This is a genomic window from Desulfomonilia bacterium (genome assembly GCA_036567785.1).
In the GTDB taxonomy this organism is placed as follows: domain Bacteria; phylum Desulfobacterota; class Desulfomonilia; order UBA1062; family UBA1062; genus DATCTV01.
The window spans coordinates 27,612-53,763 of the sequence record DATCTV010000004.1 but is presented as its reverse complement, the minus strand read 5'-3'; the positions used below and the strand labels follow the sequence as shown (position 1 = coordinate 53,763).

General features: G+C 47.0%; 20 protein-coding genes and 2 tRNA genes. 12 read left to right on the top strand and 10 right to left on the bottom strand.

The window, feature by feature from the left end; translation table 11 throughout:
- From VIS94_01140 to VIS94_01130, 3 genes are read right to left on the bottom strand one after another with little or no spacing between them, the layout of a single operon-like run.
- On the bottom strand, positions 1-1,014 hold the full coding sequence (locus tag VIS94_01140) for a 4Fe-4S dicluster domain-containing protein (GenBank protein HEY9159676.1): 1,014 nt from the start codon (positions 1,012-1,014) through the stop codon (positions 1-3).
- Positions 1,015-1,028: 14 nt separating this feature from the next.
- Positions 1,029-1,460 (bottom strand): hydrogenase iron-sulfur subunit, encoded by a 432-nt coding sequence (locus tag VIS94_01135; GenBank protein ID HEY9159675.1) that lies wholly within the window; start codon positions 1,458-1,460, stop codon positions 1,029-1,031.
- Between the two features lie 25 nt (positions 1,461-1,485).
- The gene (locus tag VIS94_01130; protein HEY9159674.1) at positions 1,486-5,922 is read right to left on the bottom strand and encodes an NAD(P)-binding protein; all 4,437 of its coding nucleotides are present in this window, start codon (positions 5,920-5,922) and stop codon (positions 1,486-1,488) included.
- A gap of 256 nt (positions 5,923-6,178) precedes the next feature.
- On the opposite strand from VIS94_01130, the gene VIS94_01125 reads away from it, so the two are divergent.
- On the top strand, positions 6,179-8,065 hold the full coding sequence (locus VIS94_01125) for a PfkB family carbohydrate kinase (GenBank protein ID HEY9159673.1): 1,887 nt from the start codon (positions 6,179-6,181) through the stop codon (positions 8,063-8,065).
- Between the two features lie 2 nt (positions 8,066-8,067).
- A complete protein-coding gene (locus VIS94_01120; protein HEY9159672.1) occupies positions 8,068-9,192 on the top strand; it encodes a hypothetical protein in 1,125 nt (374 codons plus the stop codon).
- Between the two features lie 153 nt (positions 9,193-9,345).
- On the opposite strand, the gene VIS94_01115 is transcribed toward VIS94_01120, so the two are convergent.
- Positions 9,346-9,975 (bottom strand): hypothetical protein, encoded by a 630-nt coding sequence (locus VIS94_01115; protein HEY9159671.1) that lies wholly within the window; start codon positions 9,973-9,975, stop codon positions 9,346-9,348.
- A 302-nt stretch (positions 9,976-10,277) separates the two neighbouring features.
- Here VIS94_01115 and VIS94_01110 point away from each other — a divergent pair, with 302 nt between their 5' ends.
- Complete coding sequence (locus VIS94_01110) at positions 10,278-11,369, top strand: uroporphyrinogen decarboxylase family protein (protein ID HEY9159670.1); 1,092 nt, start codon at positions 10,278-10,280, stop codon at positions 11,367-11,369.
- 19 nt (positions 11,370-11,388) lie between these two features.
- On the top strand, positions 11,389-12,015 hold the full coding sequence (locus tag VIS94_01105) for a corrinoid protein (protein HEY9159669.1): 627 nt from the start codon (positions 11,389-11,391) through the stop codon (positions 12,013-12,015).
- Positions 12,016-12,049: 34 nt separating this feature from the next.
- Here the strand turns inward: VIS94_01105 and VIS94_01100 are convergent, their stop codons facing one another.
- Complete coding sequence (locus VIS94_01100) at positions 12,050-15,145, bottom strand: sigma-54 dependent transcriptional regulator (protein HEY9159668.1); 3,096 nt, start codon at positions 15,143-15,145, stop codon at positions 12,050-12,052.
- Between the two features lie 203 nt (positions 15,146-15,348).
- Here VIS94_01100 and VIS94_01095 point away from each other — a divergent pair, with 203 nt between their 5' ends.
- From VIS94_01095 to VIS94_01085, 3 genes are read left to right on the top strand one after another with little or no spacing between them, the layout of a single operon-like run.
- Positions 15,349-16,647 carry an MBL fold metallo-hydrolase gene (locus VIS94_01095; GenBank protein HEY9159667.1) on the top strand — a complete coding sequence of 433 codons (1,299 nt, stop codon included), beginning with the start codon at positions 15,349-15,351 and terminating at the stop codon, positions 16,645-16,647.
- A gap of 15 nt (positions 16,648-16,662) precedes the next feature.
- Complete coding sequence (locus tag VIS94_01090) at positions 16,663-17,241, top strand: C-GCAxxG-C-C family protein (protein HEY9159666.1); 579 nt, start codon at positions 16,663-16,665, stop codon at positions 17,239-17,241.
- 22 nt (positions 17,242-17,263) lie between these two features.
- Positions 17,264-18,910 carry an FAD-dependent oxidoreductase gene (locus tag VIS94_01085; protein HEY9159665.1) on the top strand — a complete coding sequence of 549 codons (1,647 nt, stop codon included), beginning with the start codon at positions 17,264-17,266 and terminating at the stop codon, positions 18,908-18,910.
- Positions 18,911-18,975: 65 nt separating this feature from the next.
- On the opposite strand, the gene VIS94_01080 is transcribed toward VIS94_01085, so the two are convergent.
- From VIS94_01080 to VIS94_01060, 5 genes are all read right to left on the bottom strand, one after another.
- Positions 18,976-19,596: a hypothetical protein gene (locus VIS94_01080; GenBank protein HEY9159664.1), complete on the bottom strand. Its 621-nt coding sequence runs from the start codon at positions 19,594-19,596 to the stop codon at positions 18,976-18,978.
- Positions 19,597-19,607: 11 nt separating this feature from the next.
- Positions 19,608-20,237 (bottom strand): hypothetical protein, encoded by a 630-nt coding sequence (locus VIS94_01075; GenBank protein HEY9159663.1) that lies wholly within the window; start codon positions 20,235-20,237, stop codon positions 19,608-19,610.
- Between the two features lie 269 nt (positions 20,238-20,506).
- Positions 20,507-20,582 (bottom strand) — tRNA-Glu (locus VIS94_01070).
- Positions 20,583-20,591: 9 nt separating this feature from the next.
- Positions 20,592-20,665 (bottom strand) — tRNA-Gln (locus VIS94_01065).
- Between the two features lie 35 nt (positions 20,666-20,700).
- A complete protein-coding gene (locus tag VIS94_01060; protein HEY9159662.1) occupies positions 20,701-20,922 on the bottom strand; it encodes a hypothetical protein in 222 nt (73 codons plus the stop codon).
- Positions 20,923-21,028: 106 nt separating this feature from the next.
- Between VIS94_01060 and VIS94_01055 the strand changes: the two genes are divergently transcribed.
- From VIS94_01055 to VIS94_01035, 5 genes are all read left to right on the top strand, one after another.
- Positions 21,029-22,015 (top strand): GTPase, encoded by a 987-nt coding sequence (locus VIS94_01055; protein ID HEY9159661.1) that lies wholly within the window; start codon positions 21,029-21,031, stop codon positions 22,013-22,015.
- A gap of 136 nt (positions 22,016-22,151) precedes the next feature.
- Positions 22,152-23,324 carry an ABC transporter ATP-binding protein gene (locus VIS94_01050; GenBank protein HEY9159660.1) on the top strand — a complete coding sequence of 391 codons (1,173 nt, stop codon included), beginning with the start codon at positions 22,152-22,154 and terminating at the stop codon, positions 23,322-23,324.
- Entirely contained in the window at positions 23,311-24,186 is an 876-nt protein-coding gene (locus VIS94_01045) for an ABC transporter permease (protein HEY9159659.1), read from the top strand. The genes VIS94_01050 and VIS94_01045 overlap by 14 nt, the downstream gene beginning before the upstream one ends.
- Positions 24,183-24,956, top strand: a complete 774-nt coding sequence (locus VIS94_01040; GenBank protein ID HEY9159658.1) for an ABC transporter permease — start codon at positions 24,183-24,185, stop codon at positions 24,954-24,956. Before VIS94_01045 ends, VIS94_01040 begins: the two co-directional genes overlap by 4 nt.
- Positions 24,953-26,062 (top strand): spermidine/putrescine ABC transporter substrate-binding protein, encoded by a 1,110-nt coding sequence (locus tag VIS94_01035; protein ID HEY9159657.1) that lies wholly within the window; start codon positions 24,953-24,955, stop codon positions 26,060-26,062. The genes VIS94_01040 and VIS94_01035 overlap by 4 nt, the downstream gene beginning before the upstream one ends.
- Positions 26,063-26,152: the final 90 nt, after the last annotated feature.

Sequence of the window (26,152 nt, the reverse complement as noted above, 5' to 3'; positions counted from 1 at the left end):
TTATGGGTGATAGATAAAATCTTCTTTGTCATTTTCGCGGTATGTGCTCAAAGGCGGCACATCCTCGATCCTGGCTCCGGCCCTGGTTTCGAAAAGTTCCAGGACATCCTTGTCAAGCTTCTTAAGATACGCCCTTAAGTCAACCCCCATAGGGCAGGCATTGACGCAGCTTCCGCAGTCTACACAGCGTCCTACCATGTGGAATATTCTGAGCATCTGGAAGAGTTGCGTATCGGAAGCGTCTGCCGAAAGCCCAGTAAACTGGGGCTGGGTCTGCTCGACAAAACAAATCTTGCAGTAGCAGCTCGGGCAGGCCTGACGGCATGCATAACAGCGTATGCATTTTGACATCTCCTTGACAAAATATGCGAATCTTTCGTCAGTGCTCAATTTTTCGATGGCTTCGATCTTTTCATATTCCTTATCAGGCTGCATTGCAGGCGCAGGATCTCCTGCCATGACGTCCGATATGACCGGATTGTTGAAACGGCAGGTGATGCAGTTATCGGCAAGGACATCAGTCAGTGCGATCTTTTTTTCTCCCGAGGTTGTCTTAACTGACACCTGGCCGGAAGAAACCGACCCCTCGACGATCTCTTCATTGTCGACGAGAATTGCAAGCTTCTTCCTGTCAATGTACCCTGTGCATGGAACGCCGATGATGACTATCTCGTCCCTGTCGTACTGCCTTTCCTGAAGATGAAGTATTATGGAACGGCTTGTGCAGCCTTTTGCTATTATTCCGACAGTCTTCTTTTTCCTGTCTTCAGGATTTCTTATCTTACGCTGGGCTTCCTTATGCGCTGAGAGAATATCGGTTACGAACTTCGCCAGATTCTGATAGCAGCCCTCATCCCATACAAGCCTTTCCGCTTCTTCAGGTTTTGTTATGAATACGGGCGTCGAGGTCAACGGCAGTGTCCCTTTCTCGTAACCGATGACAATATCAACCTTGCCGTCTGCCAGGAGCTTTCCGGCCTCTTCTCTTATTTTTGCATTTATTTTTTCATCCATATCAAGGCTCCCAATCAGTAGCTTTTAACGAGTTTGGAGGCAGGTCCAAGTTCCTTGACCTTGGCTGTAACGCCCTTGATAACGTTGGCGAAACGCTCCCCCTCCGAGGCCGACACCCATGTGAAAATTGTTCTGTCAGGCTCTATTCCGATATAACCCAGGAATCTCTTCAGCATCGCGAACTTGCGGCGTGCATGATAGTTGCCTGTGATGTAGTGGCATTCACCCGGATGACATCCGGAGACCAGAACACCATCGGCCCCTTCCTGCAGGGCTCGCATAATGTAGAACGGGTTGATCCTGCCGGTGCAGGGCACCCTTATTATTCTTACATTCGGCGGATACTGAATCCTGCTGATACCAGCGAGGTCTGCTCCCGCATAGGTACACCAGTTGCAAACTATGGCAACTATTTTCGGTTCCCAGCCTTGTTTATCTTCAGCCATAAGAGTTCTCCAATCTATCCTTGTCTTAATCCTGTAAAGAAAAAGCCTGAATCTGTGTTATGACCTGCTCGTTAGAGAAACCGTTCAAGTCTATCGCATTCATGCGGCATGATGCAGTGCATACTCCGCATCCTTTGCAAAGAACCGTGTTCACTTCTGCGCAGCCTTCGGCGATATTTACGGCAACCGCTCCGAACGGGCAGTTGGCCTCGCAGAGGCCGCATGCAGCGCAGCGCTCTTTGTTGACGAACGCCGTCTTGCCTTCGGCTTCAATCAGGTCTTTTGTCAGGATTGTGCATGCCCTGCTTACTGCGGCATTGGCCTGGACAACCGTGTCTTCACTCAGCTTCGGCGCATGCGCCATGCCACACATGAATACTCCGTCGGTTGCAAAGTCGACAGGCCGCAGTTTGACGTGGGCTTCGAGGAAGAAACCGTCCTGATTGGTCGGGACCTTCAGCATTTTACCGATTTCCTCGTTCTCAGGGTTCGGCGCGGTGCCGACGCTCAGTGCAAGGATGTCGGTCTTAAGCGTGACTGTCTGGTTAAGTATCGGGTCGAAAACCTTGATTGATAGGTTGCCGCCGTTGTCAGTCACTTCAGGTTTGCGGTCTTCGTCATAGCGTATGAACTTGACGTCAAGCTCTCTGGCCTTTTTGTAGAAGTCTTCCTTGAGACCGAAAGTTCGGACGTCGCGATACAATATGGTCACGTCTTTCGAAGGGTCAAGCTCCTTGATCTTGAGCGCGTTCTTCATGGCTTCGCTGCAACAGTAGCGGCTGCAGTACGGCCTTTCCTTCGTCCTTGAACCTACACACTGAATCATTGTGATGCTCTTGGCGTTATTTATCTTCGGATCATTCTCGACAATCATGTCCTCGAGTTTGCGCTGTGTCACGACCTTGTCGCTCTTCTTGTTCAGATACTCGTCGGTTTCGAGTTCATAAGCGCCTGTAGCGACTATTACTACCCCATGTTCGAATTTGGTCTCTTCTCCCTTTGCACTCACTGTGGTCTTGTAGTTCCCTATGAAGCCTTCGATCTTTTTGATCTCGGCTGAAGTGAATACCGTTATCTTGTCGCTCGCCTTGACTTTTTCAATCAGGCCGGCGAGGTGTTTCTTGGTGTCGAGGCCTTCGAGGGTATAATGCAGTTTCGCATAGTTTCCGCCAAGCTCTGATTCCTTCTCTACTATGTATGATGAGAATCCCTGATCCGCCAGGGAAAGGGCTGCTGTGATACCAGCGAGGCCGCCGCCTATTATCAGCGCTGCATGATTTACGTTCAGCTGGCCGGGTTTGAGCGGTTTCAAATATTCGGCTTTTGCTATCGACATTCGGATCAGGTCTTTCGCCTTTTCTGTCGCGGCAGCGGGCTCGTGCATATGCACCCATGAATCCTGGTCTCTTATATTGGCCATTTCAAACAGGTAACGGTTGAGCCCTGCCTTCTCACAGTTTTCCTGGAAGAGCCCTTCATGCGTTCTCGGAGAACACGATCCGACGACAACCCTGGTGAGATTCTGTTCCTTGATGATCTCTCCCATTCTGACCGCTGTATCCTGAGAGCATGTGAACAGGTTGTCTGTAGCGAATACGACATTCGGCAGTGTCTTGGCATATTCAACAACCTCCGGAACATTTACGACTCCACCGATATTGATTCCGCAATGGCATACGAATACGCCTGTCCGCGGACCTATGCCCTTGATGTCCTTTTCAAGAGGAAGTTCCTGCTCGGTGATAAGCGTTCCGCGCCTTTCCGCAAGAAGCCCTGATGCGCAGGCCGCCGCACCGCTTGCCTCCATGACCGTTTCAGGGATGTCCTTGGGACCGCCGAATGCTCCGCATACGAATACGCCATCCCTGCTTGTAAGCACCGGATTTTCAAGTTGTGTTCTGCAGAACCCATGCTCTTCAAGCTCGACTCCAAGCGCTTTGGCGAGTTTTTCGGCTTCTTTTGGTGGAGTAAGTCCTACGGAGAGAACGACCATGTCGAATTCTTCTTCGACAATTGTTCCGTCTTCAAGGACATATTTCATAAGCAGGTTCTTTGACTGTTGAAGTTCCTTTATCGTAGACGGCATCGAACGTATATAGCGGATTCCGTACTCATCCTTGGCGCGGTTGACAAAGCGGTCGAAGTCTTTACCGTGAGCACGGATATCCATGAAGAATATTGTCGGTTCGAGGTTCTTGGCATGCTCTTTCCCTATGATAGCCTCTTTTGTTGCATACATGCAGCATACTGAAGAGCACCAGGAGTTGCCGCAGGCGGTATCTCGTGAACCCACGCACTGGATGAATGCAATCTTGCGCGGCTCCTTGCCGTCGGAAAGCCTCTGGACATGGCCGAAATACGGCCCTGACGCCGAAAGGATTCTTTCAAATTGAATGCTTGTAACGACATTCGGATAAATTCCGTAGCCGTACTCCGGTTTTAGTGTCGCGTCGAATGTCTCGAAACCGGGCGCCGCTATCACGGCTCCTACTTCCACAAACTCTTCTGCGGCTTTCTCATTATGAACTATCGCTTTGGCAATACATGCATTCACGCACTGATAACATTCGCAGCAGATTCCGCAGCTAAGGCATCTTTCGGCCTCGTATTTCGCCGCTTCCTCGCTCATGCCCTTGATGACTTCTTCCCAGTTTGAAGCCCTGGTTTTCGGGTCAAGATGTTCCATCTTCACGCGTTTTTTCTTCGCGACTTTTGACGTATCGCCGGGGTCGGCAAGACCCTCTTTCCAGTCTGTCCTTCGACCGGCCTTAAGGTCTTCGCCTTTTAGAAAGCGATCGATGGAGATTGCCGCTTCCTTGCCTGCATTGACTGCCTTTACAACTGTCTGCGGGCCTGTTACCACGTCACCGCCGGAAAATACCTTATCAATATTTGTCTGGAATGTTACTTCGTCGGCATCGATATTGTTCCATTTGTTGATTGATACGCCTGATTCTTTTGATATGAAGCCAAGGTCTGCAGCCTGGCCGATGGCCGGTACAATGGCATCGCATTCAACTATGAATTCCGAACCTTTTATCGGAATCGGGCGCCTTCGTCCGCTCTTGTCAGGTTCACCGAGTTCCATTCTCTGGCATTCGATGCCTGTGACTTTACCGTTTTCGCCGACTACACGAACAGGTGCCACCAGGAATTCCATGCGGATTCCCTCTTCAAGCGCCTCTTCGATTTCCTCCGGTGCAGCCGGCATTTCAGCCCTAGTTCTTCTGTAAAGGATGAACACGTCTTTAGAGCCGGTTCTCTTGGCTACTCGCACCGCGTCCATTGCAACGTTTCCACCGCCGACAACGGCGACCTTGTCACCGAGAAATACCTTTTCGCCGAGGTTTATGCGTCTCAGGTAGTCAACCCCGTGAATGACTCCCTGCATGTCTTCGCCGGGGATGTCGAGTTTGCTGGAAAGCATCGTTCCGCATCCTACGAAGACAGCATCGTATTCTTTCATAAGGTCATCAAACTGTACATCCTTGCCGACAGCGGTGTTGCACCTGATATCAACTCCGAGGTCTTTAATTATCTGTATTTCGGCGTTTATTATATCGCGCGGCAGCCTGTATTCCGGAATACCCAATGTCATCCAGCCGCCTGCAATAGGAGCCGCTTCGAAAACAACAACTTCATAGCCTTCAATAGCAAGATAGTATGCTGCGGTGAGGCCTGAAGGGCCTGCTCCGATAACGGCGATTCTTTTACCGTTCTTTTCCTTGCATTCAGGCATGAATTTTGTTTCATCAAAAAGGTCCATATCAGCCACGAAGCGTTTCAGATGCATTATATCTAGAGGTTCATCGACATCCCCCCTCTTGCAGGCCTCTTCGCACGGGTGGTTGCAAACCCGGCCGCATACTGCCGGGAAGGGGTGCTCCTGCTTGATGAGCTTGAGCGCTTCCTTGTATTTACCCTTTGCAATGAGGGCGATATATCCCTGTACGCTTATATGTGTAGGGCAGGTGGCTTTGCAGGGAGATGTGCCCCTCTTGTCGATTGCAAATCCGCTTGGGATAGCCTGTGGAAAGTGACGGTATATTGCCTTTCTTTCGTTCAGGTTTTCGTTGAAATCCGATGGGACAGAGACGGGACAGACATTTGCGCAGTCACCGCAGCCAGTACATTTTGACAAGTCGACATAACGAGGGGCTTTTGTGAGTTTGACCTTGAAGTTCCCGGGTTTGCCTTCTACAGATTCAACGGTTCTTCTTGTAAGTATCTCAACATTCGGATGACGGCCGACTTCAACCAGTTTGGGAGAGAGGATGCACGCCGAACAGTCATTTGTCGGGAAGGTTTTGTCAAGCTGAGCCATGACGCCGCCGATAGAGATCCCGTTGTCTACGAGATACACTTTCATGCCTGAATTAGCCAGATCGAGGGATGCCTGAATGCCTGCAATACCGGATCCGACTACCATTACCGCGCCTATTTTTTCACTCTTATTGGTCACCTGTTTCACCCTCTTAGTCAGTAGTCTTTATTGCGAATTGAATGAAGATTCATTTTTATATCAGAAAAAATAGAACACGAAAAATTTAATCGTGTCAAGGTATCTTTAAGGGCAGAATACACCATTTTCTATGTCTTACAAACTTATGTTAATATGGATATTGCCTGTAATGTAAATAATTTTTAAGATATTTAAATGACAGGCTGAATAATGATAAATATAATCGGATGCATTAATTATGCTGCCGGTGGCGAATATGAATATTGAAGCTGTTCTGAATGGATTCAAGGGAATATCAGTTGCTGTAATCGGGGATTTCTGCATCGATGCATACCTTGTTCTTCACGGTGATAAAGGGGAAATTTCCGTTGAGACCGGTCTCAGGACTAGATCGGTGAAAGAGATTCGGTTTGAACTGGGTGGCGCTGCCAATGTCGCCAAGAATCTTTCCGTGCTGGGGGTTGGGAATGTATTTGCTTTCGGTATAATCGGAGATGATGTCTATGGCCGGGAAATGTGCAGACAGTTAGATTCTCTGGGGATTGACCGGACAGGCCTGCTTGTTCAGAAGACGGGCTGGTCAACCAATACCTATACAAAACCCTACAGTGATTTCCGTGAAGAGCCCAGGATTGATATCGGCAATTTCAATACCCCGGACAAGGACATTTCAGAAGATGTTCTTTCAAGGTTTGAGTCGGCACTGAAGAATATGAACGCCGTGATAGTAAACCAGCAGCTGATTTCAGGCATCAGCACCAGATGGTTCAGAAAGCGAATTATTCGCATCATAAAAAAATATCCGAAAACCGTATTCATTGTAGACAGCAGGGCATACAGTGACGAGTTCGATGGTGCAATGCGCAAGATCAACCTGAGTGAGGCTGCAAATGTGCTTGGTTTTAATCTGAAGGAACCTGTGGATGATGATTCGATAAGAAAAGTATCGGATGAACTGCATGACAGATGGAAACAGACCGTATTCATAACAATGGGGGAAAACGGCATCGCTGTTAAAAACGAAGAGCATCTTGAACTGATAAGGGGAATAAACACGTCAGGTGCGGTTGACACCGTCGGTGCAGGCGATGCCATTGTTGCCGGAATTGCAGCATGCCTGGGGTCTGGTATGAAACATCATGACGCCGCACGATTCGGTAATTTCTGTGCAGCCGTAACCATAACTCAGCGTTTTACAGCCGGTTCTCCATTTCCTGATCAGGTGCGCAAAATCGGCAGCGATCCCGACTATATTTATAATCTGGTGCTGGCTGATGATCCAAGAAGAGCTAAAAGGTTCAAAAATTCGGATATAGAGATTATTTCGGGAAAAACAAGCGGTTTCCCGTTGCATGCCGTATTCGATCATGACGGTACCATATCCACACTCAGGGAAGGCTGGGAGACATGCATGCGGGAAACCATGATAGAATCCATTTCCGGCAGTCAGCTCGAAAGGCTTCCGGTCGGTTTGTATAATTCAATATGTCTTGAGGTCGATAAGCTGATTGATTTGACAACAGGCATGAGAACGATCGAGCAGATGCGGGGTCTTTTAAAGCTGATAGATCAGTTTGGAATAGTTGAGAAGAAAGACAAGCTGACGGAATCCGGATATAAAAGGCTTTATCTTCAAAGACTGAAATCCCGTATATCAGGCAGGCTTGATGGCGTTTCGAAAGGAATATTCAGTCCTGATGATTTTATTATCAAAGGTGCAGTAAGTTTTCTTAAGGAGTTGAATAGAAGAGGGGTGATATTATATCTGGCATCCGGAACGGACGAAACTGATGTCAGCAACGAGGCAAATCTGCTCGGATATGCAGACCTGTTCAAAGGTGGAATTTTCGGGGCAGAAGATTCGGATGAAGAAGATCCCAAGAAAAAAGTATTTAAGATTATCCTTAATAATATCCAAAGTGAAGGTTCCAAAGGTATTGTAGTGTTTGGAGACGGGCCGGTGGAGATCAGGGAAGCAAGAAAGAGGGACTTTATGGCTGTAGGAGTTGCGAGCGATGAGGTCAGGCGTTTTGGATTCAACCATAAGAAGAGATCACGGTTAATCCGCGCGGGTGCAGATGTAATAATTCCTGATTTCTCTGATATCGGACTTGTTTTTTCAGCACTCAGGTTCGGTGTATAGATATGGATTTAAAAAACCTGTTCAACAGGGCTGATCTGAAATTTTATCCTTTAAATATACGGGTCAACAGGGTTGAAATTGAAACTGAAAAAATTGACTCCCGAAGCGAGGTTCCAAAGCTTTCCGATAAGGCCCTTGAATCAATAGAACGTGCTGCCCGGGCAATCAGGGAAGCCCGAACTTTGAATCGTCCGGTCATTCTTGCTTTCGGAGCCCATGCAATAAAGAACGGTCTCGGGCCGCTCCTTGCCGAGTTTGCTGAAAAAGGGTGGTTTACGCATCTGGCAACGAACGGCGCAGGAGTGATCCATGACTGGGAGTTTTCATATATCGGCATGAGCAGTGAAAACGTAAAAGAAAATGCCGGTAAAGGCATGTTCGGCATGTGGGATGAGACCGGAAAATTCATAAACCTGGCCATTGTTGCCGGGGCATACAGGGGCCTTGGGTACGGCGAAGCCGTAGGATCGATGATTGCAGACAATGGCATCGTTATCCCTGATGAAGATGAGCTTCTCAAGATGGTGACTTCCGACGATATGGAAAAAGCAGCTTCAGCTGCGGACTTTATTGATACGATCAGAAAATCCGGGCTCAAATCCGGACATATTGAAATAAATCATCCATATAAAAAATACAGCCTCCAATACAGGACATTTATTGCCGGTGTTCCTTTCACTGCTCATCCGATGTTCGGGCATGATATAATTTATACGCATCCCATGAATAAGGGTGCTGCAATAGGAAGGACCGCGGAAAGGGATTTTTTAAGGTTTGCAGAGAGCGTCAGCCGGATTGAGAACGGTGTCTATCTCTCTGTGGGCTCTGCGGTGATGTCTCCCATGATATTCGAAAAGTCGTTTTCAATGGCGCAGAATGTATCGATTCAAAACGGCAGTCATATAATCGGGCACAAAATATTTGTTGTGGACTTGTCTGAGAGTTCCTGGGACTGGAGGGAAGGGGAACCTTCTGAAGACAACCCTGCATATTATATGCGCCACCTTAAATCTTTCAGCAGGATGGGGGGGGTAATGGAATATATAAGTGCCGACAACCGGGCTTTTTTCCTGAACCTGTGGAGGCTGCTCGAAGACGGCAACCGCCCCGGCTGTCATTTCGAGTAACGTTAGTGTGGGGAAATTTTTGCTTTATAAAGGTCTTGAGATTTCTCCCTTCGGTCGAATTGATAAAGACTCTGGTTGTGCAGGAGTCTCCACTCTGCGTTGTGCCATCATTTACGTAAAAAGATGGATGTGTTGACCGGGATGAAAATTTTCTTAAAGTGATATTGATGAAAGGTGTTCCCCCAGTGTTCTTATGCATGTGCTGGAAGGGCCGCAGAACAGGTTTTTGTTGGTAAGCATCCCGCGTATTGAGATTATGTTGGCAAAATCATCAAGCATATTTTTGAGGTGTGGAAGGTATATGCCTTTTGAAAGAAGATCATCATGAAACATGTCATAATACATCAGCAATGTATCCAGACAATCTTCCTTTAATATGAGCAGGCATTTACCTGATGTATTGACAGCAGTTATATCCGAGACAAGTCCTCCTTCATTCATGCCGTAGTTTTCGCACCACCAGTGCCACTGTAATCCATAATTTTTTAGTATCTCCGGAATATTGCAGAGATTTGCACGCTTGACGGATTTTGATTTCTGGATTGATTGAATGTACTTCAGCTTTCTTATATCGGTTCTGGCAATCAGATCCAGGGGGGTGTGAAGTTTTGGCCCGTATGCTTCCAGTACCATTTCGTAAAACATGATAAAATAGATGATATTATCGGATTCGCACAATAAGGCGATACGATAGTCCCGGGTAATGCCCAATATTCTGTAAAAACCGGAATCCCTGTTCAAACAGTACCTGAAACCCGATTGATAGTTTTTTTTGTATGCCATATCCGACGGCTAGCAATTAATATGCCAAATTGAAAGTTAAATAAAAATTAGAAGAAACAGAGGGTTATGAAAAAATAAGATGAAAGATTAAAGCAACTGGGAAATAAAATGGAATGTGAAAGTAGACTATGTTTCCATGAAGAATCGATTAGAAACGCAATTTTATTTAGGCAAACTATTATTTAATATATATTTGAATAACAGGTAAAAAAACTGCTGAAATATTTGACAAAAGCCATCAAGTAATGCAGGGAATTTGAATTGCTGAATAAAAATTCCAGTTTACAGAAAGAGGGAGGCGTATGACGGGCAAAGAAAGAATGCTGACGGCCCTGGATCGCAGGGAACCTGACCGGGTTCCAGTCTGGGAGATGGCTTTTAACGAAGAGTCGATTATCAAGATTGGAAAATTCTTCACTGATGACCTTCCTCCAATGAAATTTGCAAGCCAGATGACGATGGAGGAGAAAATCAAGCTTCTCAACACACTGTTCACATTTGCAAAGGCCCTTGAACTGGACGGCCTCACCTCGATCACGCTGCCTGTTACGGAGAAAATAGACGAAACGCACTATAAGGACGGATGGGGCCGTGTCCTGTATGTGGCCGGTGAAGGTGAGGCAACTGCTGTCGGCGGACCGGTTTCAGGACCTGATGATCTGAAAGATCTCAAGATATACCATCCACAGGACATGGACTTTCTGATGCTTATGGCGTCAACCGGGGGCATGGGCGCTGATATAGCCCAGGTCTTTGTTCAGCCCGGACCATTCCGTGAAAGCTGGTCGCTTCTGGGCAGCATGGAAAAACTTTTGTTCTACTATATTAAAAAACCCTCTTTTGTCATGGATCTCGGACGGATTGTTACGGATTACATACTTGAAGTGGTTGATAAGGCCGCGGCGCTCGGGGCGAACGTATTTGCACTGGATGGCGATCTGGCCTTCAACCAGACCACACTGATGTCGCCCGCTCAATACAGGCAGTTCATCTTCCCGTTCCATAAGGAGATAGTCACACGCGCCCATGAAAAGGGTCTTAAAATCATAAAGCATTCGGACGGAAACATGGGGCCTATTCTTGATGATATAGCAGAGGCCGGTTTTGACGGTTTCCACCCCAATCAGCCCCAGTGCATGGACATAGGAGAGGTCAAGGCAGCATATAAAGACCGGCTGTGTCTTCTGGGGAATATCGACTGTACATATCTGCTCCCGTTCGGAACTGAGGAAGAGGTGGAGCAGACCGTCAAGGAAACAATCGCCAAAGCAGCACCAGGCGGAGGTTACATCATAAGCTCATCCAATTCCATACACCCGGGCTGCAAACCGGAAAATTATCTGGCAATGGTGAGGGCGGCGAAGAAATACGGGAAATATCCCATTACTGTATGAATATAAAAGGAGACCAGTGATGATAAAGGTTCTGGAAGATATTAATACTGCGGTCAAATCAGGGGATGATGAGAAGACGGTTCAGCTTGTTGAAAAGGCGATTCGTGAAGGGATAGAGCCGAGGGAGATCCTTGAAGCTTCAATGATGCCGGCCATGGAGGAGATTGGATCACGTTTTGCTCTGGGCGAGGCCTTCATTCCGGAACTGATAGTAGCGGCTTATGCAATGGAACAGGGAATGGCATGCCTCAAAGGCAGTATGAAAGGGGATATTAAGAACAGGGGAAAGATCGTACTCGGCACGGTAGAGGGTGATATACATTCCATTGGGAAAAATCTTGTCAGGATGTGCATGGAAGGTGCTGGCTACGAGGTCATCGATCTTGGCGAAGGCGTTAAAACAGAGAAATTCGTTGAGGCCTATAAAAGCATGAAACCGGATATACTGGGGCTTTCGGCGCTTCTGAGTTCGACCATGCTCTATATGAAGAATACTATAGATGCCATAAGGGTCTTTGATCCGGCAGCGCGCATTATCGTAGGCGGCACCCCGGTAACACAGGAATTCGCCGATAAGATCGGTGCAAGCGGTTATGCACCTGATGCTTTTGCTTCTGTTCAATGTGTTCAGAGTCTTCTGGAATAGGGGGAGACATTTTATAAAGCAGTTATAAAAAAACTCAACGGATGCCCAGTTTCTTCATCCTTGCGTTTAATGTCGTTCTTTTCATTCCGAGGATGGCAGAGGCACCGTTCTTTCCGGAGATTCTTCCCCCTGTCATCTCGATCACCAGTTTTATGTAGCGTCTTTGAAGTTCGTCGAGGGTAGGGGTGCCGGAAAAGATATCCTTATGTTTTAGATCATGCAGCACGGGAAGGTTGAGATCGATGGAATTCTTGTCTGATAACAGGATGCCGCGTTCGATTACATTTCTAAGTTCCCTGACATTGCCGGGCCATGGATAATTTACGAGTGCTTCTTCCTGTTCACGTGAAAGCCTAATGGAAGGTTTGTTGAACTCTTTTATAAAGCGCCTGATGAAACTTTCGGAAATAAGAAGGATATCTGTTTTCCGCTCACGAAGCGGAGGGACACGGATATGGAAGGTGTTGATCCTGTAGAACAGGTCTCTGCGGAACCTTCCTTTATCAATCTCGGCTTCAATATCCTTGTTCGTTGCAGTGACGAGCCTGAAATCGGACTTTATGCTTCTTGCTCCTCCAAGACGGTTGAATGTTCTGTCCTGAAGAACCCGAAGGAGCTTGATCTGCACTGAAAGCGGGATATCTCCAAGCTCGTCTATGAAAAGCGTCCCTGTGTGTGCGAGTTCTATCCTGCCGATATGTCGTGAATCTGCCCCTGTGAACGAACCCTTTTCATGACCGAACAATTCGCTTTCGATGAGCGTTTCAGGGATGCCTGCAATGTTTACGGTAATAAAGGGTCCTCCTGCCCTCATGCTCTTGTTGTGTATGCGCTTTGCGACGAGTTCCTTGCCTACGCCTGTCTCTCCGGTAATAAGAATGGATGCATCGGTTGAGGCTGCCTTGTCCACCTCGTAAAGCATAGTGGTCATTACACCGCTACTTGCAATAATTTCATCATCTTTAATGCCGGAGAGGGACATGTCTTTACCCGGCAATGATTTAGTCATGTTCCTGGCATTTTCTAGCCTCATAATCTTTGTAAATGCATCGCTCGCAATATCGATGAGCAGTCCTTGAACAGGTCCTGACGGGTCTGTCATTGTGTCTTCGATGAAAAATGATTCGAAGTACATGACACCGTCGAAATCCGGCCCTGCTTCAACCGGTATGCATAATGAGGTTCGCTCTGCTCCGTTATTGTCAATCAGCTTCTTGCTTGCCGGGATCTTGCTTTTTCTTACTGAGAATATGAGTGAAAGTGAGCTGCGGAACAGGGTTGTATCTGTCTCGTCTCTGGATATAGACCGTGATGCCTTCAATATCGGGGCATTTTTCTTCCCTTTTGTGAAGAGAAACAGAGCTGAGCGCTCGGCCCTGAGAAATCCGGTTATGGCCTCGAGCACTTTATCGAAAAGGCTGTCGGAATCATATGTGGGTATGATGTCGCCGATCATTTTTACAAGTCTCGCTGTAACGTCATCACGTGCGACCGCTGTCGGCCTGGATTTTGACTCGCCCGTAAGCAGTTGTTTTATATCATCGGGAAGGTATATGTCTCCGAGGCCGGAAAAGTTCTCCCATGCCTTTATCGCATATTCAGATGCCTTTTCATTTTTTTTCCTTCGGATATAGTATCTTGCGAATTCGGCATAGGTTTTAGCAAGTTCCACCGGGTCTCCGGACATGATAAGATATTTTTCGCTTTCGGAAAGATATCTGGGAATCAAAAGGCTTGAGGGAGAAGCCGATGCGGCGTTCTGAGCCATGATCCGAAAGGCCGCGCCTTTCATATGAACATTGAGGCCCTTCAGGATACGAAGCCTCTCCTGTTCAAATGAAAGGCCTTTTATTGCCGGATATTTCCTTCTATCGAATTCGGCGAGCATTTCGAGAAATGCGGGCACAGGATATTGCCTTATCTGAAAGTTACCGGTCAGAAGATTTTTGAGTATGTCGTATGCTTCATTGATGCGCTCCGATCTGAATGCCTCCATCGCAAAGCCTGCCTCTGTGATCCACCTGCCGAATGCATGCGGGTTTTTCCATTCATACGATCTTGAGGCCTTAAGATGGCTGATGGCTTCTTCTGTTCTGCCGCTCATGATAAGAATGTAACCGAGAACGGCACGGGCATGATACGCATGTTCGGGTTCAGAAAGGTTGAATGTCCGACGCCAGTGTGCGTCAAGGACTCCGATGGCTTTGTGGAATTGCCCTGTGCAGGAGCAGCTGAAGGCATAATAGAGAATCAGGATGTAATCGGCCACTCCTGGAAAGACAACCGATGGGGAATGTACGGCCTTGCCCAGATGGTCTGAGGCCTCGCTGTACATACCCTTTAGATAATAGTAAATGCCTACGAACTGCTCGGTCTGGTCTATCATGTCGTCGTCTTTGAATACGTCGAGTTCTCTGACGGCGTTATCAAGGGCGTCAAGGGTTTCGGAAAGCTTGTTATTCATGAAATAGTAGCGTCCCAGATGCAGGTCAATTATTACAGAAGACCTCTTATCGCCCATGCCCAGTGCCAGCTTTTTGGCGACCCTGAGAAGCGTTATGATTTCCGGGTGTGCCTGAGATATGCGTATATAGATTCCGGAGAGTCCTAATACAGAGGAGACGAAAAGCGCATCCCTGTCTTTTGAGGGCTTTTCTTTCTTGAGAATATCTATTGCCGACAGTTCGCATTCGAGTGCGACATTCGAAATACCTTCGGAAAGATATTTTGATGCGGCGCCATGATATGCATACGCCGCTTCGTACAGTTTCCCTGCGCCTTCGAGAATTCCCGCTATGGACCTGGGGTGCAGCTGATCAGAAGCATGGATTTCTTCAATTGACCTGAGAGTGGAAGAAAAGAATTCGCCGGTTGCAACAATCCTGATGCCTGACTCTATCCAGTCAGGACGTTCAGGCGACAGAGAGTATGTATCCTTCAGCGTTTCCATAAGGTATCCTGATTGCATCCCGTCATTGATCAATGCCATTAGTGAAGCAGGTCGTATTTGAACTATTGCAGCGGCTGTATCTATATGGACCGGCGTTCCTGCAATATGAAGGAAAGCAAGCATCTTCCATTGCTCCGGTGTCAGCTTGGTCCGGTCCTTTTTTACATTTTCTGTTCTCATACCGAATATGATATCAGGATTCGAATCATTGAACAAGTAAAATGACAAAATATGGACAATATAATGTCAATATAATGTCAATAAATGATAAAAAGGAATGTTAATCAATTAATTGACCAATAAAATCGCTAAGAAAGATATATCTATTAACAGGCATGGGACTTGCTCTGTATCCAGGCAAATATAAAAAACGGAGGTATGACATGAAAGAAAATTGTCCGAAGCTTCATCCTTTTTGTTTCCCGGATATGGACGAGGCGTTTGCCAAGTCCAGTGTTAACGAGATTGCCCCTGACGTATGGCAGGTTGAGGGTTTTGCAGGCTTCTCATTTTTTCTCGCCCCGCCTTCCAGTAATGTCTACATATTGAGAGACGGTGATCTTGTATTCATGCTCGATTCAGGTATGCAGCCATTCTACAGACAGAGAATACTCGATGTGCTAAGGAAATATTCGGCCCACGGCTGCAGCACGCTCGTCCTCATGGATACCCAGGGACACTGGGATCATGCGCTCAACAACGATGTTGTTCTGGAGGCCGGGTTCAAGACCGTACGTTTCCTTCTTCCCGAACCGGAGGTGCCGGTAATCGATTGCGCATATCACTGGATCGGCGATTTCAGGAAGCTCGAGGCTTTCTTCAACCCATACGAATCCTGGAGGGAACTGCTTCAGGAGATCGAAAGATACGCCAGAAATTTCAGCGAATATGAAGAACCGCAATATGCACCGGTATGGAAATCCCTGACGGAGTTGAGGCCTGATTCGAGCTATGAGGATTACAGGATGGCCCTCAAACTGCTCATAGACCGTGTGCTAATTGGGAACAAGAGAAACCTGTCGGAAATGGCGGAGATACTTCCGCTTTCAAGCCGTGAGAAAAGGACATTCGGTGATACCGAGTTCATGGGATGGCAGATCGGCCGGTTTTTTGTGATACATGACGGTTCGCACAGCCCCGGGCACGTATGTCTTTATGATCCGCAGAACCGCCTTTTATTGAGCGGAGATGTAACTGTCGAGATAAATCCGCCGTTTTTTGACAGCTCATTTGAGAAATGCATTACAACGGCAAGAGGGTTCAGGCGTATGGCGGAACAGGGCTTTATTGCACTCGCATCGGATGCCCACAGGAGCAAGGCCTTTTTCAAGGATGCAATGAGCATGCTCAATATCGAGGTGCTCAATCCGATAGAGCTCGAGGACTGTGCCAGGGGCGAAGACGAGTGCATTGAATTCTTTTCGACGTTTGAGAAATTCTATTCAGGTTTGAAAAGAGACGTGCTTGAAACGCATGCAAGACTAGGTGAAGCGACTATAAAAGAAATCGTTGAAGAGCTGTTCAAGCTCGATACGCCTGAGGTGAAGTTCAAAAAGAGCTTTCCATTCCCGTCAAGACCTAATGTACTGGTGACGAGAATTCTGGACGAGGCCGGTTATAACAAACGTGTATCAGGGGATAAGATGCTCTTTTCACCCAAAGAGACGTGGCGTTTTGCCTGATACGGAGGAAAGACCATGAGGAATCTGAAAACCATAAAGGAAGCGGATATCGAAAGGATCAGGGATATTGCAAAGGAATATGAGATGACCTGCACCGGGTGCGCCCAGAGCGCGGTGGCAGCCCTACTTGAGGTTCTGGATATTAAGAGTAATGAGGTATTCAAGGCTGCAAGCGGCCTGGCCGACGGAATAGGTCTCAGCAGCGACGGAAGTTGCGGTGCGCTTACCGGGGGAGCCATGGTGATCGGGCTTGTCTTCGGCAGAGAATACGCTGAGTTCAAGGACCCGCTGGCCGCAATCGGATCATACGATCTTGCAAAGGAACTCCATGAACACTTCATATCCGAGTACGGGACATGCCGCTGTGCGGATATCCAGAAAAAACTCATGGGCAGGAGCTTCAACCTGAGAAACCAGGATGACGCCACCCTGGCGATAGAACAGGGCATGTCCGGCCACTGTTCTGACGTAGTGGGCAAGGCAGCCGCCGCCGCACTCAGAATCATTTCATCGGGCGCTTCAAAAAAGACTCAATCTCAGGTACTATGTGGAGGTGCGCCTGCAGGATGCTGCGGAGGCGCGACGGTACAATAAAAACAATAAGGAGCGGTTAGGAATGCGTTATCTCATCATTGGCGGAGTTGCCGGGGGGGCTTCTACTGCAGCCAGACTCAGAAGGCTCGACGAGAATGCTGAAATTATCATCTTCGAAAGGGATGATTATGTGTCCTATGCGAACTGCGGGCTGCCGTATTATGTGGGCGGCGTAATACCGGCTAGAGAGAGCCTTTTCGTTCAGAGCGCCGAAGGCCTCAGGAAAAGATTCAATCTCGATGTCAGGGTAAGAAACGAGGTGACCTCAATTGACAGGGCAGCAAAGACCGTTGCAGCAAAAGACCTCATAAGCGGGAAACAGTATACGGAAAAATACGACAAGCTCATACTGTCGCCGGGCGCATACCCTTTCCGCCCTGAGATAAAGGGCATCGACGATGAGGCTGTTTTCACGATCCGCTCTGTCGGAGACTCGGACAGGATAAAGGCCTTTATCGAAGAAAGAAAACCGAAGAAGGCAGTTGTCATAGGTGCGGGTTTCATAGGCCTGGAAGCTGCGGAGAATCTCATGCAAATCGGAATCAATGTAAGCGTGGTCGAGATGCTCGACCACGTATTGCCGCCGTTCGATTATGACATGGCCTCTCTGGCAAAGGTTCACATGATGCAGAAGGGTGTGAATCTCATATTAAGCGAGACTGTTGTTTCAGTTACAAGGAATGAAAACGGCCTTTCCGTTAACCTCAAAAGCGGCAGAATTCTGAAAGCGGATATGATCATTCTTTCGATAGGTGTAAGGCCTGACTCGTCCCTTGCAAGGGAGGCGGGTCTTGAAATTGGGCAGGGTGGAGGAATAATCGTGGATGAATACATGCGCACGTCCGACCCCGACATATATGCGCTGGGTGATGCCGTTGAGATGATCCATCCGATTCTGGGCAAGCGCATGGCCATTCCTCTGGCCGGGCCTGCAAACAAGGAGGCAAGGATAGTTGCGGATAATATAGCGCTTGGAGACGTCAGCAGATACGAGGGATCGATAGGAACGGCCATAGTCAGGGTATTCGGCCTCAACTGCGCCTGCACCGGCGTGTCGGAGCGCCTGCTCAAGGCATCAAACATCAGGTACATCTCTTCGATCACGCACGGCTTTTCGCACGCAAGTTACTATCCGGGTGCGTACATGCTTGCGATCAAACTGATATTTTCTCCGGATGACGGACGCGTATATGGCGCGCAGGTCATAGGAATGGAAGGGGTCGATAAAAGGATTGACCTCATAGCGTCCGTCATAAAGAAGAATGGGACGATATATGATCTGTCGGTCATAGAGCATGCTTACGCGCCACCGTTTTCATCTGCTAAAGACCCTGTGAATATTGCCGGGATGGTTGCCGAAAACATCCTGAGCGGCAAGGTGAAAATAGTACACTGGAACGAAATCCCTGAAGGAAAAGAGGATGTCCTGATACTGGATGTAAGAACGCCCGTCGAGTTCGCGGCGGATTCGGTCGATGACGCTGTGAACATACCCCTGGACGAGTTGAGGGCACGCCTTGATGAATTGCCTAAAGACAAGACGATTATTATATACTGCGGGATCGGACTGAGGGCATATATTGCCTGCAGGATTCTCATGCAGAAGGGATACGAAAAGGTCTACAATTTAAGCGGGGGATACAGGACATACAGCACGGTAAGCATTTGATGACAAGATGTAAATAATCAATTGATGAGGTTGATTTGAGGAACGGTTTTGGGACATTGATGATATTAAGAGTAACTAGTTAATTTCATATTATCATCAGCGTCCCCGAGTCTTCGAGTCTTCTCAACCCGCCCCAGTTTTTCAAAAAAGGCTGAGAACAGATCGTTTCTTTTCCTATCACTGGTTGCAGTCAAGGCCTGATAATATGACTCCATTGCTCTTTGCCATGAGTAATCATTACAGTTGTCATCTTCACTCTTGTTCGAGCTGTTGCAGCATTGTCTGCATCCAGTTCCCATTGCCCATTTTAGTGTAGGTATACCCGTGAAAAAATATTCAGTACCACAAACCAGCCTTGTTTGGGGGTCATATAATCTGAAATGTGGAAATGGAAAATCATCAAGGCCTTCTTCTTGTAAAGGGTTGTAGAAATGGTTGTATGCCCTGTTTGCAAAGTCTTCGTGCTCGGCCCCGTCTTGAATTAGCTTGGTTATTAAACTACCATTTACTGAATCTCTATAACCTTTCTGAAAACCAAGTATATTTTTAAAGTAGTCATATACATCAGAGCTTTGAATTGAGACATCAGTTATATATCTATGAGTTTTCTTATCATTATAAGAATGTACTGTTAGAGGGAAAAAAATAATTATAAATAGGATAATAAAATAGCATTTCAATTTCATAGTAGTTTCTCCTAGTTCTTCTTCGGTGAATGTTTATAATCAATTTCTTTTGAAAAATATGGACCTTCATCCTCGAATGCTTTCATAAACAATGGCGTTATAGCTCCTGAATAATCTCCCATTGTGCAATTACCAATAAAACTTAAATGATTATGAAACGACATATCCTCAGGCCATTTCTTCAGCCTCACGATCCGGTTGTCTCTGTTGAAATCCTTGCGGTCTTCCCAACTGCTGGACGGATGAAATATCATCTTCTGGTCCCAGCAGACATAGCCGAATTTATAGACTGTAAGACGGGGAGATGTCGCACTGCCTCTTTTCCCGGGATCTATTGTTGTTTTCCAGAAGTCGGGAATGTTTATTTTGCCTTCCTTGTCCGAAGCTGTTTCTTCAGCCCTCCTGAATCCCCAGCATGAGCCATCAAGAGGGCCCACAATTGTGCAGTTCTTTTGCGTTCCTCTCCATATCGCTATTGCCACAGCACCTTCGATTGGGTTGCCTGTCTCGTCGTCGATCACCGTTGCAGTTGGCCCTGGCGGGTCAGTGTTTTTGTCCCTGCTGCTGCAGGCGGTAGGGATGAACATCATCGCCAGAAATAATATGCAAATCAGCAAATTATTCATTCTGCATTTCAACATTTCTCACTCCAAGTAGAAGTAGTTTGTAGTTTGGAGACGCTGATGAAATTATGATTAATTCGCTTCATCAATCGTATTATAATCAACATCTTAATGTCCCCCTTTAAGTGGCTGAGAACCTATCAGACATGCTTTGAATAACATAATTTCATAAGCATATAAAGTTCCGTATTCCATAGTAACAATTCCGCTGTCGGGGATATGGTTGGGGGCGAAGCCTTGAAAATAAGAAAGGGCCAGACCTGATGATCTAACCCTTTGAAATGCTTTGGCGGTCCCAAGGGGATTCGAACCCCTGTTACCGGCGTGAGAGGCCAGCGTCCTAGACCCCTAGACGATGGGACCAAAAAAATTTGGCTGGGGGACCTGGATTTGAACCAAGATAGACGGAGTCAGAGTCCGTAGTCCTGCCGTTGGACGATCCCCCAGCGACAATTTCTTCTAACGATTGGTCTTTTTCTTGTCAAGGTGTTTTTCCATTATCTTCATTATCCTTATGAAGCCTTTGTCTGCCTGCTTCTATAATCAGGTTGGCGGCAAAAACCCCAATGAAGATAAAGACCCAAGTACCTGCCGAGATATTGAGGTCGGGCTGGACTTTCCTGATGACGAATGCAATCATGGCGGATATTATTATCGAAACTACCATTGAAATACTCAGATATTGCCAGTCAATCTTCATCATATCAAAATAACCTCACTGACGACTAGTTTAAGACCCTTTAATAATCTTGCAGCAGGTACTGATATGATTATATTTATATTAAAAGATAACTTGTTGGGAAGGAAAAATGCCTGCAAATCTTTCACCGGATTATTATGAGGCTGAAAAGCGTTTCAAGGAAGCCAGGACAAACGAGGAAAAGATTAAAGCGCTGCAGGAAATGCTTGCAGTAATTCCAAAGCATAAGGGAACTGACAAGATGCAGGCTGACCTCAAACACCGCATCTCGAAACTGAAGGAAGAATCCCAGAAAAAGAAAGGCGCGGTAAAACAAAAAAGCATGTATTTAATAGACACGGAAGGCGCCGCACAGATTGTGATTATCGGCCCGCCGAACACCGGTAAATCTTCTCTTGTTGCCGCACTTACTAATGCAAGTCCTGAGATTTCGCCTTTCCCGCACTCAACGCATAAGCCGATTCCTGGCATGGCGTTGTTTGAAAACGTGCAGTTCCAGCTCATCGATACGCCGCCTCTGACCGAAGAATATGTCGATCCTCAGATGATCGATATGATCCGCCGTTCGGATATTGTTGTGATCCTTCTTGACACAACATCCGACCTGATAGGCCAGTATGAGTATATTTTATCCGAACTGGCGGCGAACAGGATATTCCCGGAAGGGGCTGTTCTGGAAGAGGGGATGAAAAGGCCTGTGACCTTTAAAAAGATGATTATTCTTGTCAATAAAACCGATGCGCCTTCACAGATGGATGATTTCAATACGTTCACCGAGCTTGTCGATTTGAAGGTCCCTGCAATCCCTGTTTCAATATTGAACAGCATAAATCTCGACACCTTTTTAAAAACGGTATTTGACCTCTTGGATATTATGAGGGTCTATTCGAAATATCCGGGCAGGGAACCGGATTTGAATGAACCTTTTGTCCTGCCAAAGGACAGCACGCTTGAAGAACTTGCCGGCAGGATTCACAAGGATTTCCTGACAAAACTCAAGTTTGCAAGGGTGTGGGGAAAATCCGCTCACAGCGGGCAGATGATACAGCGTGATCATGTCCTCAAGGATGGAGATGTTGTAGAACTCCATATATGAGCTAAAACGAAAACCGTAAAATTCATATTAGAATATTTTGTTTGATATCCCCCCCCCTTTTTGTTTGACATGGGGGGGGTCTTATCCTATATGACGGCTACCAAATTATTTATCACGGAGGCCCTGATAAAGAGAGATGACACAGCGCGCATTTCTTGAATTCGAGAATATCTCCAAGAGCTTTGGAAATGTTCGTGCTGTTGTGAACACCTCGCTCTCGATAAAAAAAGGTGAATTCTTCTCGCTTCTCGGTCCATCAGGCTGTGGAAAAACCACCCTTCTCAGAATGGTTGCCGGATTTGAAAAGCCCGATACCGGAAGAATCTATCTCAATGGAGAAGACATCACCGACCTTCCACCGAACAGACGAAAGGTAAATACCATCTTCCAGAACTATGCGCTCTTTCCTCACCTCACAGTATGGGACAATATCGCTTTCGGCCTCAAAATCGAAAAACGACCCAAAAGGGAGATCGAAGCCGAAGTGGGGAGCATGCTGAAACTCATCCAGATGGAGGATCAGGCATGGAAGTATCCGGACCAGATAAGCGGGGGGCAGAAGCAAAGGGTTGCCATTGCAAGGGCGCTTATCAAGAAGCCTGAAGTTCTTCTCCTCGATGAACCGCTTGCGGCGCTTGACCTCAAATTAAGGCAGCGCATGCTCATAGAGCTTGACCTTATTCATGACGAGGTCGGTATTACTTTTGTCTACGTCACGCATGACCAGGGTGAAGCGATGAGCCTCTCCGACAGAATTGCGGTGATGGACAAGGGCATTATCGAACAGACCGGTGCGCCCATGGAAATTTACGAAGCGCCGAGCTCTAGTTTCGTGGCGGCATTCATAGGAGACACGAATTTCTTTGAGGGTCAGGTCAAGGATGTAATCAGCAGCGATTATCTGAGGATCGACATAGGTGATTTCCCAGATGTCGTATGCTTCAACGACAAGCAGAGGAAGAAGGGCGACCTTGTCTATCTGAGCGTCAGGCCAGAGAAAATCCGCATATCACGCGACAAGCCTTCCGATGACCCGCTGCACAACACAGTCAAGGTGCATGTTGAAGATGTCATATATCAGGGTGCCATGACGAGGTTCTGGGTAAGCACCGGTGAATACCGCCTTGCGATAATACAGCAACACAGCCGATTTCTCCTCGACGAGAAGCCAATCCGCTGGAACGAGGACGTATGGATATCCTGGCATGCTGATGACGGTTTCATGCTGGAACGATACAGCGAATCGGACGAGGAACTGATGGGAGTTCCTCCCACTTATGTCGGGGAGACAAACGGTGGCGAAGGTTAACTCAAAAAAAACAAATGAGTGGCTGCTGACGCTGCCTTCTCTGGTGTGGCTGTTCGTACTTTTTCTGCTGCCCACAGTCATGATTTTTGCAATCGCCTTCAAACCGCCGGACATGTATGGCGGTTTTGCCTCCGGATGGACCTTGAATACGCTGAAAGACCTTGCTCAGCCAAGTTATCCCATAATTATATGGCGCACCATTTATTTAAGCTTAATAACAACAATTCTATGTATTCTCCTTGCTGTACCAGCCGGATACTGCATAGCAAGACTAAAGGGAAAATGGAGGCAGATATTCCTGCTGCTGGTCGTGCTGCCATTCTGGACAAGCTTTCTCGTAAGGATATTTGCATGGAAGGTGCTGCTGCATCCCGACGGAATAATCAAGAAATCTCTGGTCTTTCTTCATGTCATCGGGCCTGATACGTCATTATTGTATAATGCCGGGGCGGTACTGCTCGTGATGGTCAACAACTTCCTGCCTTTTGCGATACTTCCTATTTATGCCGCTGCTGCAAAATTCGATTTCCGGCTGGTCGAGGCTGCGCAGGACCTTGGAGCGCACAGGTTCCAGAGCTTTATGAAGGTTTTTATCCCCGGGATATGGCGCGGGATTGTTACCGCGATTCTGATGGTTTTCATTCCTGCTCTGGGTTCTTACATAATTCCCGATATAGTCGGCGGAACCAGCGGGGAAATGATCGGAAACAAAATTGCCCAGAGAGTCTTCACCGACCGCAATTTGCCGCATGCCAGCGGACTGTCTGCATTCCTGACCCTGGCGGTGCTTGTGCCCATGATAATCGTGCTGATTATGCAGAATCGCAAGAAGGCAGCCCCGATATTTGAGGAGGAGGCATGAAGAAAAGCAGGCTTCCCCTTATTATTACTATATCATTGCTTGTCTTCTTTTATCTGCCCGTTATCGTGCTCGTGGTTAATTCCTTCAATGCAGCCAAATTCGGCAGTTCATGGGAAGGCTTTTCGCTCATCTGGTATCATAAACTGTTTCATCACCGCGAAATATGGGCCGCCGTAAGAAACACTCTTTTTATAGCATTCGGTGCAACCGTGCTGTCGGTAATTATTGGCACTACTGCTGCGCTGGCCCTGCACCGTTTTCAGACTGGCCTTCAGAAAGCACATTATATGCTCATATATACGCCGCTCGTTATTCCGGAAATACTCATGGGCATTGGCCTCCTGCTGTTCTTTGTTGCTATCGGAATGCAACTGGGACTTTTTACCATAATGATATCACATGTGACTTTCTGCATAAGTTTTGTTGCCATGGTGGTTCTCGGGAGGCTGCAGAATTTTGATTATGCAGTAGTAGAGGCGGCGCAGGACCTCGGGGCAAGCTGGCCTGCGGTGGCATGGAGAATACTTATACCGCTTCTGTCACCCGGCATAGTATCAGGCGCTCTCCTTGCCTTTACGCTTTCGATTGATGATTTCGTAATAACATTCTTTGTAGCGGGTCCAGGTTCGACAACTCTGCCTCTACGGATTTACAGCATGATAAAACACGGGTCTCCGCCGCTGATCAACGCACTTTCGACAATACTGCTTCTGGTCACATTCGTGGCCGTAGTGATAAGCCAGAATCTTATGGAGGAGGACGAAACATGAGAAATAAGAGTAGCATGCTAATGATTATTGTCATCGTGCTGGCGTTAGTGCTGATTTACTTCCTGTTCGCCGACAGGAAAAATGGCACCAAACCTGTTGATGTCAGCAGGCAGGTATCTTCCGAAACCCAAGGTTCTAAAAAATCCGAACTGTTTGTATATACTTGGGCGGACTACATAAAACCTGAACTGGTGCAGCGTTTTGAGAAGGAGAACAACTGCAGGGTGACAATAGACACCTTCGACTCAAATGAGGCCATGTATTCAAAGCTTAAGGCAGGCGCCACAGGCTATGACATCATTACACCAAGCAGTTATATGGTTACTCTTTTGAAAAAGCAGGATATGATAATAGACCTTGACCATTCGAAGATTCCTAATCTTTCAAACGTCGATCCTGATTATCTCAAGCTTTCTTTTGATCCTTCCATGAAACACAGTGTGCCGTATATGTTCAGTGTAACAGGGATCGGATATTTGAAGAGCAAGGCAAAGGATTTCAAACCGACATGGGGAGTTTTCGGAAGAAAGGACATGAAGGGCAGGATGACTATGCTTAATGATATGAGGGAAACAATAGGCGCGGCTTTGAAATTCATGGGCAAGAGCATAAACAGCACGGATGAAAAAGATCTTGAGGCCGCGAAAAAGCTGGTTGTCGTATGGAAGAGAAATCTGGCAAAATTCGAAAATGAACAGTACAAGACCGGTCTTGCCTCGGGTGAATTCTATATTGTTCATGGTTACGGCGGAGATCTGATGCAGGTGCAGTCAGAGAACCCCGATATAGAATTCGCAATCCCCGAAGAAGGCACTTCTGTATGTTTTGATGATCTTGTAATTCCTAAAATGGCAAAAAATGCAGAGCTTGCTTACAAATTCATCAACTTTCTGCACGATCCCAAAGTTGCAGCCGAGAATACAGAGTTCATCAGATACCTTTGCCCGAATAAGGCAAGCTATGAATTCATCTCCCCGGAAACAAGGAACAATCAGGCAATATTCCTGAAACCCGAAATCAGGGCAAAATGCGAAATAATAAACGACCTCGGGGATAACAACCAGAAATATACAAAGATCTGGGATCAGATTAAGGCTGCTCAGTAAATATTTTTAAACGAGACATTCTGGATAAAATGATTCAGGGTGTCTCGTTGTTTTGCATATAAAAACAGGTTGAGAATGTTTTGAAATACC

Bases quoted from the DNA above. Each gene is read 5' to 3' on its own strand.
- VIS94_01115 (HEY9159671.1), bottom strand. From the start codon at position 9,975: ATGGCATACAAAAAAAACTATCAATCGGGTTTCAGGTACTGTTTGAAC.
- VIS94_01090 (HEY9159666.1), top strand. From the start codon at position 16,663: ATGAGGAATCTGAAAACCATAAAGGAAGCGGATATCGAAAGGATCAGG.
- VIS94_01140 (HEY9159676.1), bottom strand. From the start codon at position 1,014: ATGGATGAAAAAATAAATGCAAAAATAAGAGAAGAGGCCGGAAAGCTC.
- VIS94_01120 (HEY9159672.1), top strand. From the start codon at position 8,068: ATGGATTTAAAAAACCTGTTCAACAGGGCTGATCTGAAATTTTATCCT.
- VIS94_01085 (HEY9159665.1), top strand. From the start codon at position 17,264: ATGCGTTATCTCATCATTGGCGGAGTTGCCGGGGGGGCTTCTACTGCA.
- VIS94_01095 (HEY9159667.1), top strand. From the start codon at position 15,349: ATGAAAGAAAATTGTCCGAAGCTTCATCCTTTTTGTTTCCCGGATATG.
- VIS94_01055 (HEY9159661.1), top strand. From the start codon at position 21,029: ATGCCTGCAAATCTTTCACCGGATTATTATGAGGCTGAAAAGCGTTTC.
- VIS94_01035 (HEY9159657.1), top strand. From the start codon at position 24,953: ATGAGAAATAAGAGTAGCATGCTAATGATTATTGTCATCGTGCTGGCG.
- VIS94_01135 (HEY9159675.1), bottom strand. From the start codon at position 1,460: ATGGCTGAAGATAAACAAGGCTGGGAACCGAAAATAGTTGCCATAGTT.
- VIS94_01060 (HEY9159662.1), bottom strand. From the start codon at position 20,922: ATGATGAAGATTGACTGGCAATATCTGAGTATTTCAATGGTAGTTTCG.
- VIS94_01110 (HEY9159670.1), top strand. From the start codon at position 10,278: ATGACGGGCAAAGAAAGAATGCTGACGGCCCTGGATCGCAGGGAACCT.
- VIS94_01105 (HEY9159669.1), top strand. From the start codon at position 11,389: ATGATAAAGGTTCTGGAAGATATTAATACTGCGGTCAAATCAGGGGAT.
- VIS94_01080 (HEY9159664.1), bottom strand. From the start codon at position 19,596: ATGAAATTGAAATGCTATTTTATTATCCTATTTATAATTATTTTTTTC.
- VIS94_01125 (HEY9159673.1), top strand. From the start codon at position 6,179: ATGAATATTGAAGCTGTTCTGAATGGATTCAAGGGAATATCAGTTGCT.
- VIS94_01050 (HEY9159660.1), top strand. From the start codon at position 22,152: ATGACACAGCGCGCATTTCTTGAATTCGAGAATATCTCCAAGAGCTTT.
- VIS94_01040 (HEY9159658.1), top strand. From the start codon at position 24,183: ATGAAGAAAAGCAGGCTTCCCCTTATTATTACTATATCATTGCTTGTC.
- VIS94_01100 (HEY9159668.1), bottom strand. From the start codon at position 15,145: ATGAGAACAGAAAATGTAAAAAAGGACCGGACCAAGCTGACACCGGAG.
- VIS94_01075 (HEY9159663.1), bottom strand. From the start codon at position 20,237: ATGTTGAAATGCAGAATGAATAATTTGCTGATTTGCATATTATTTCTG.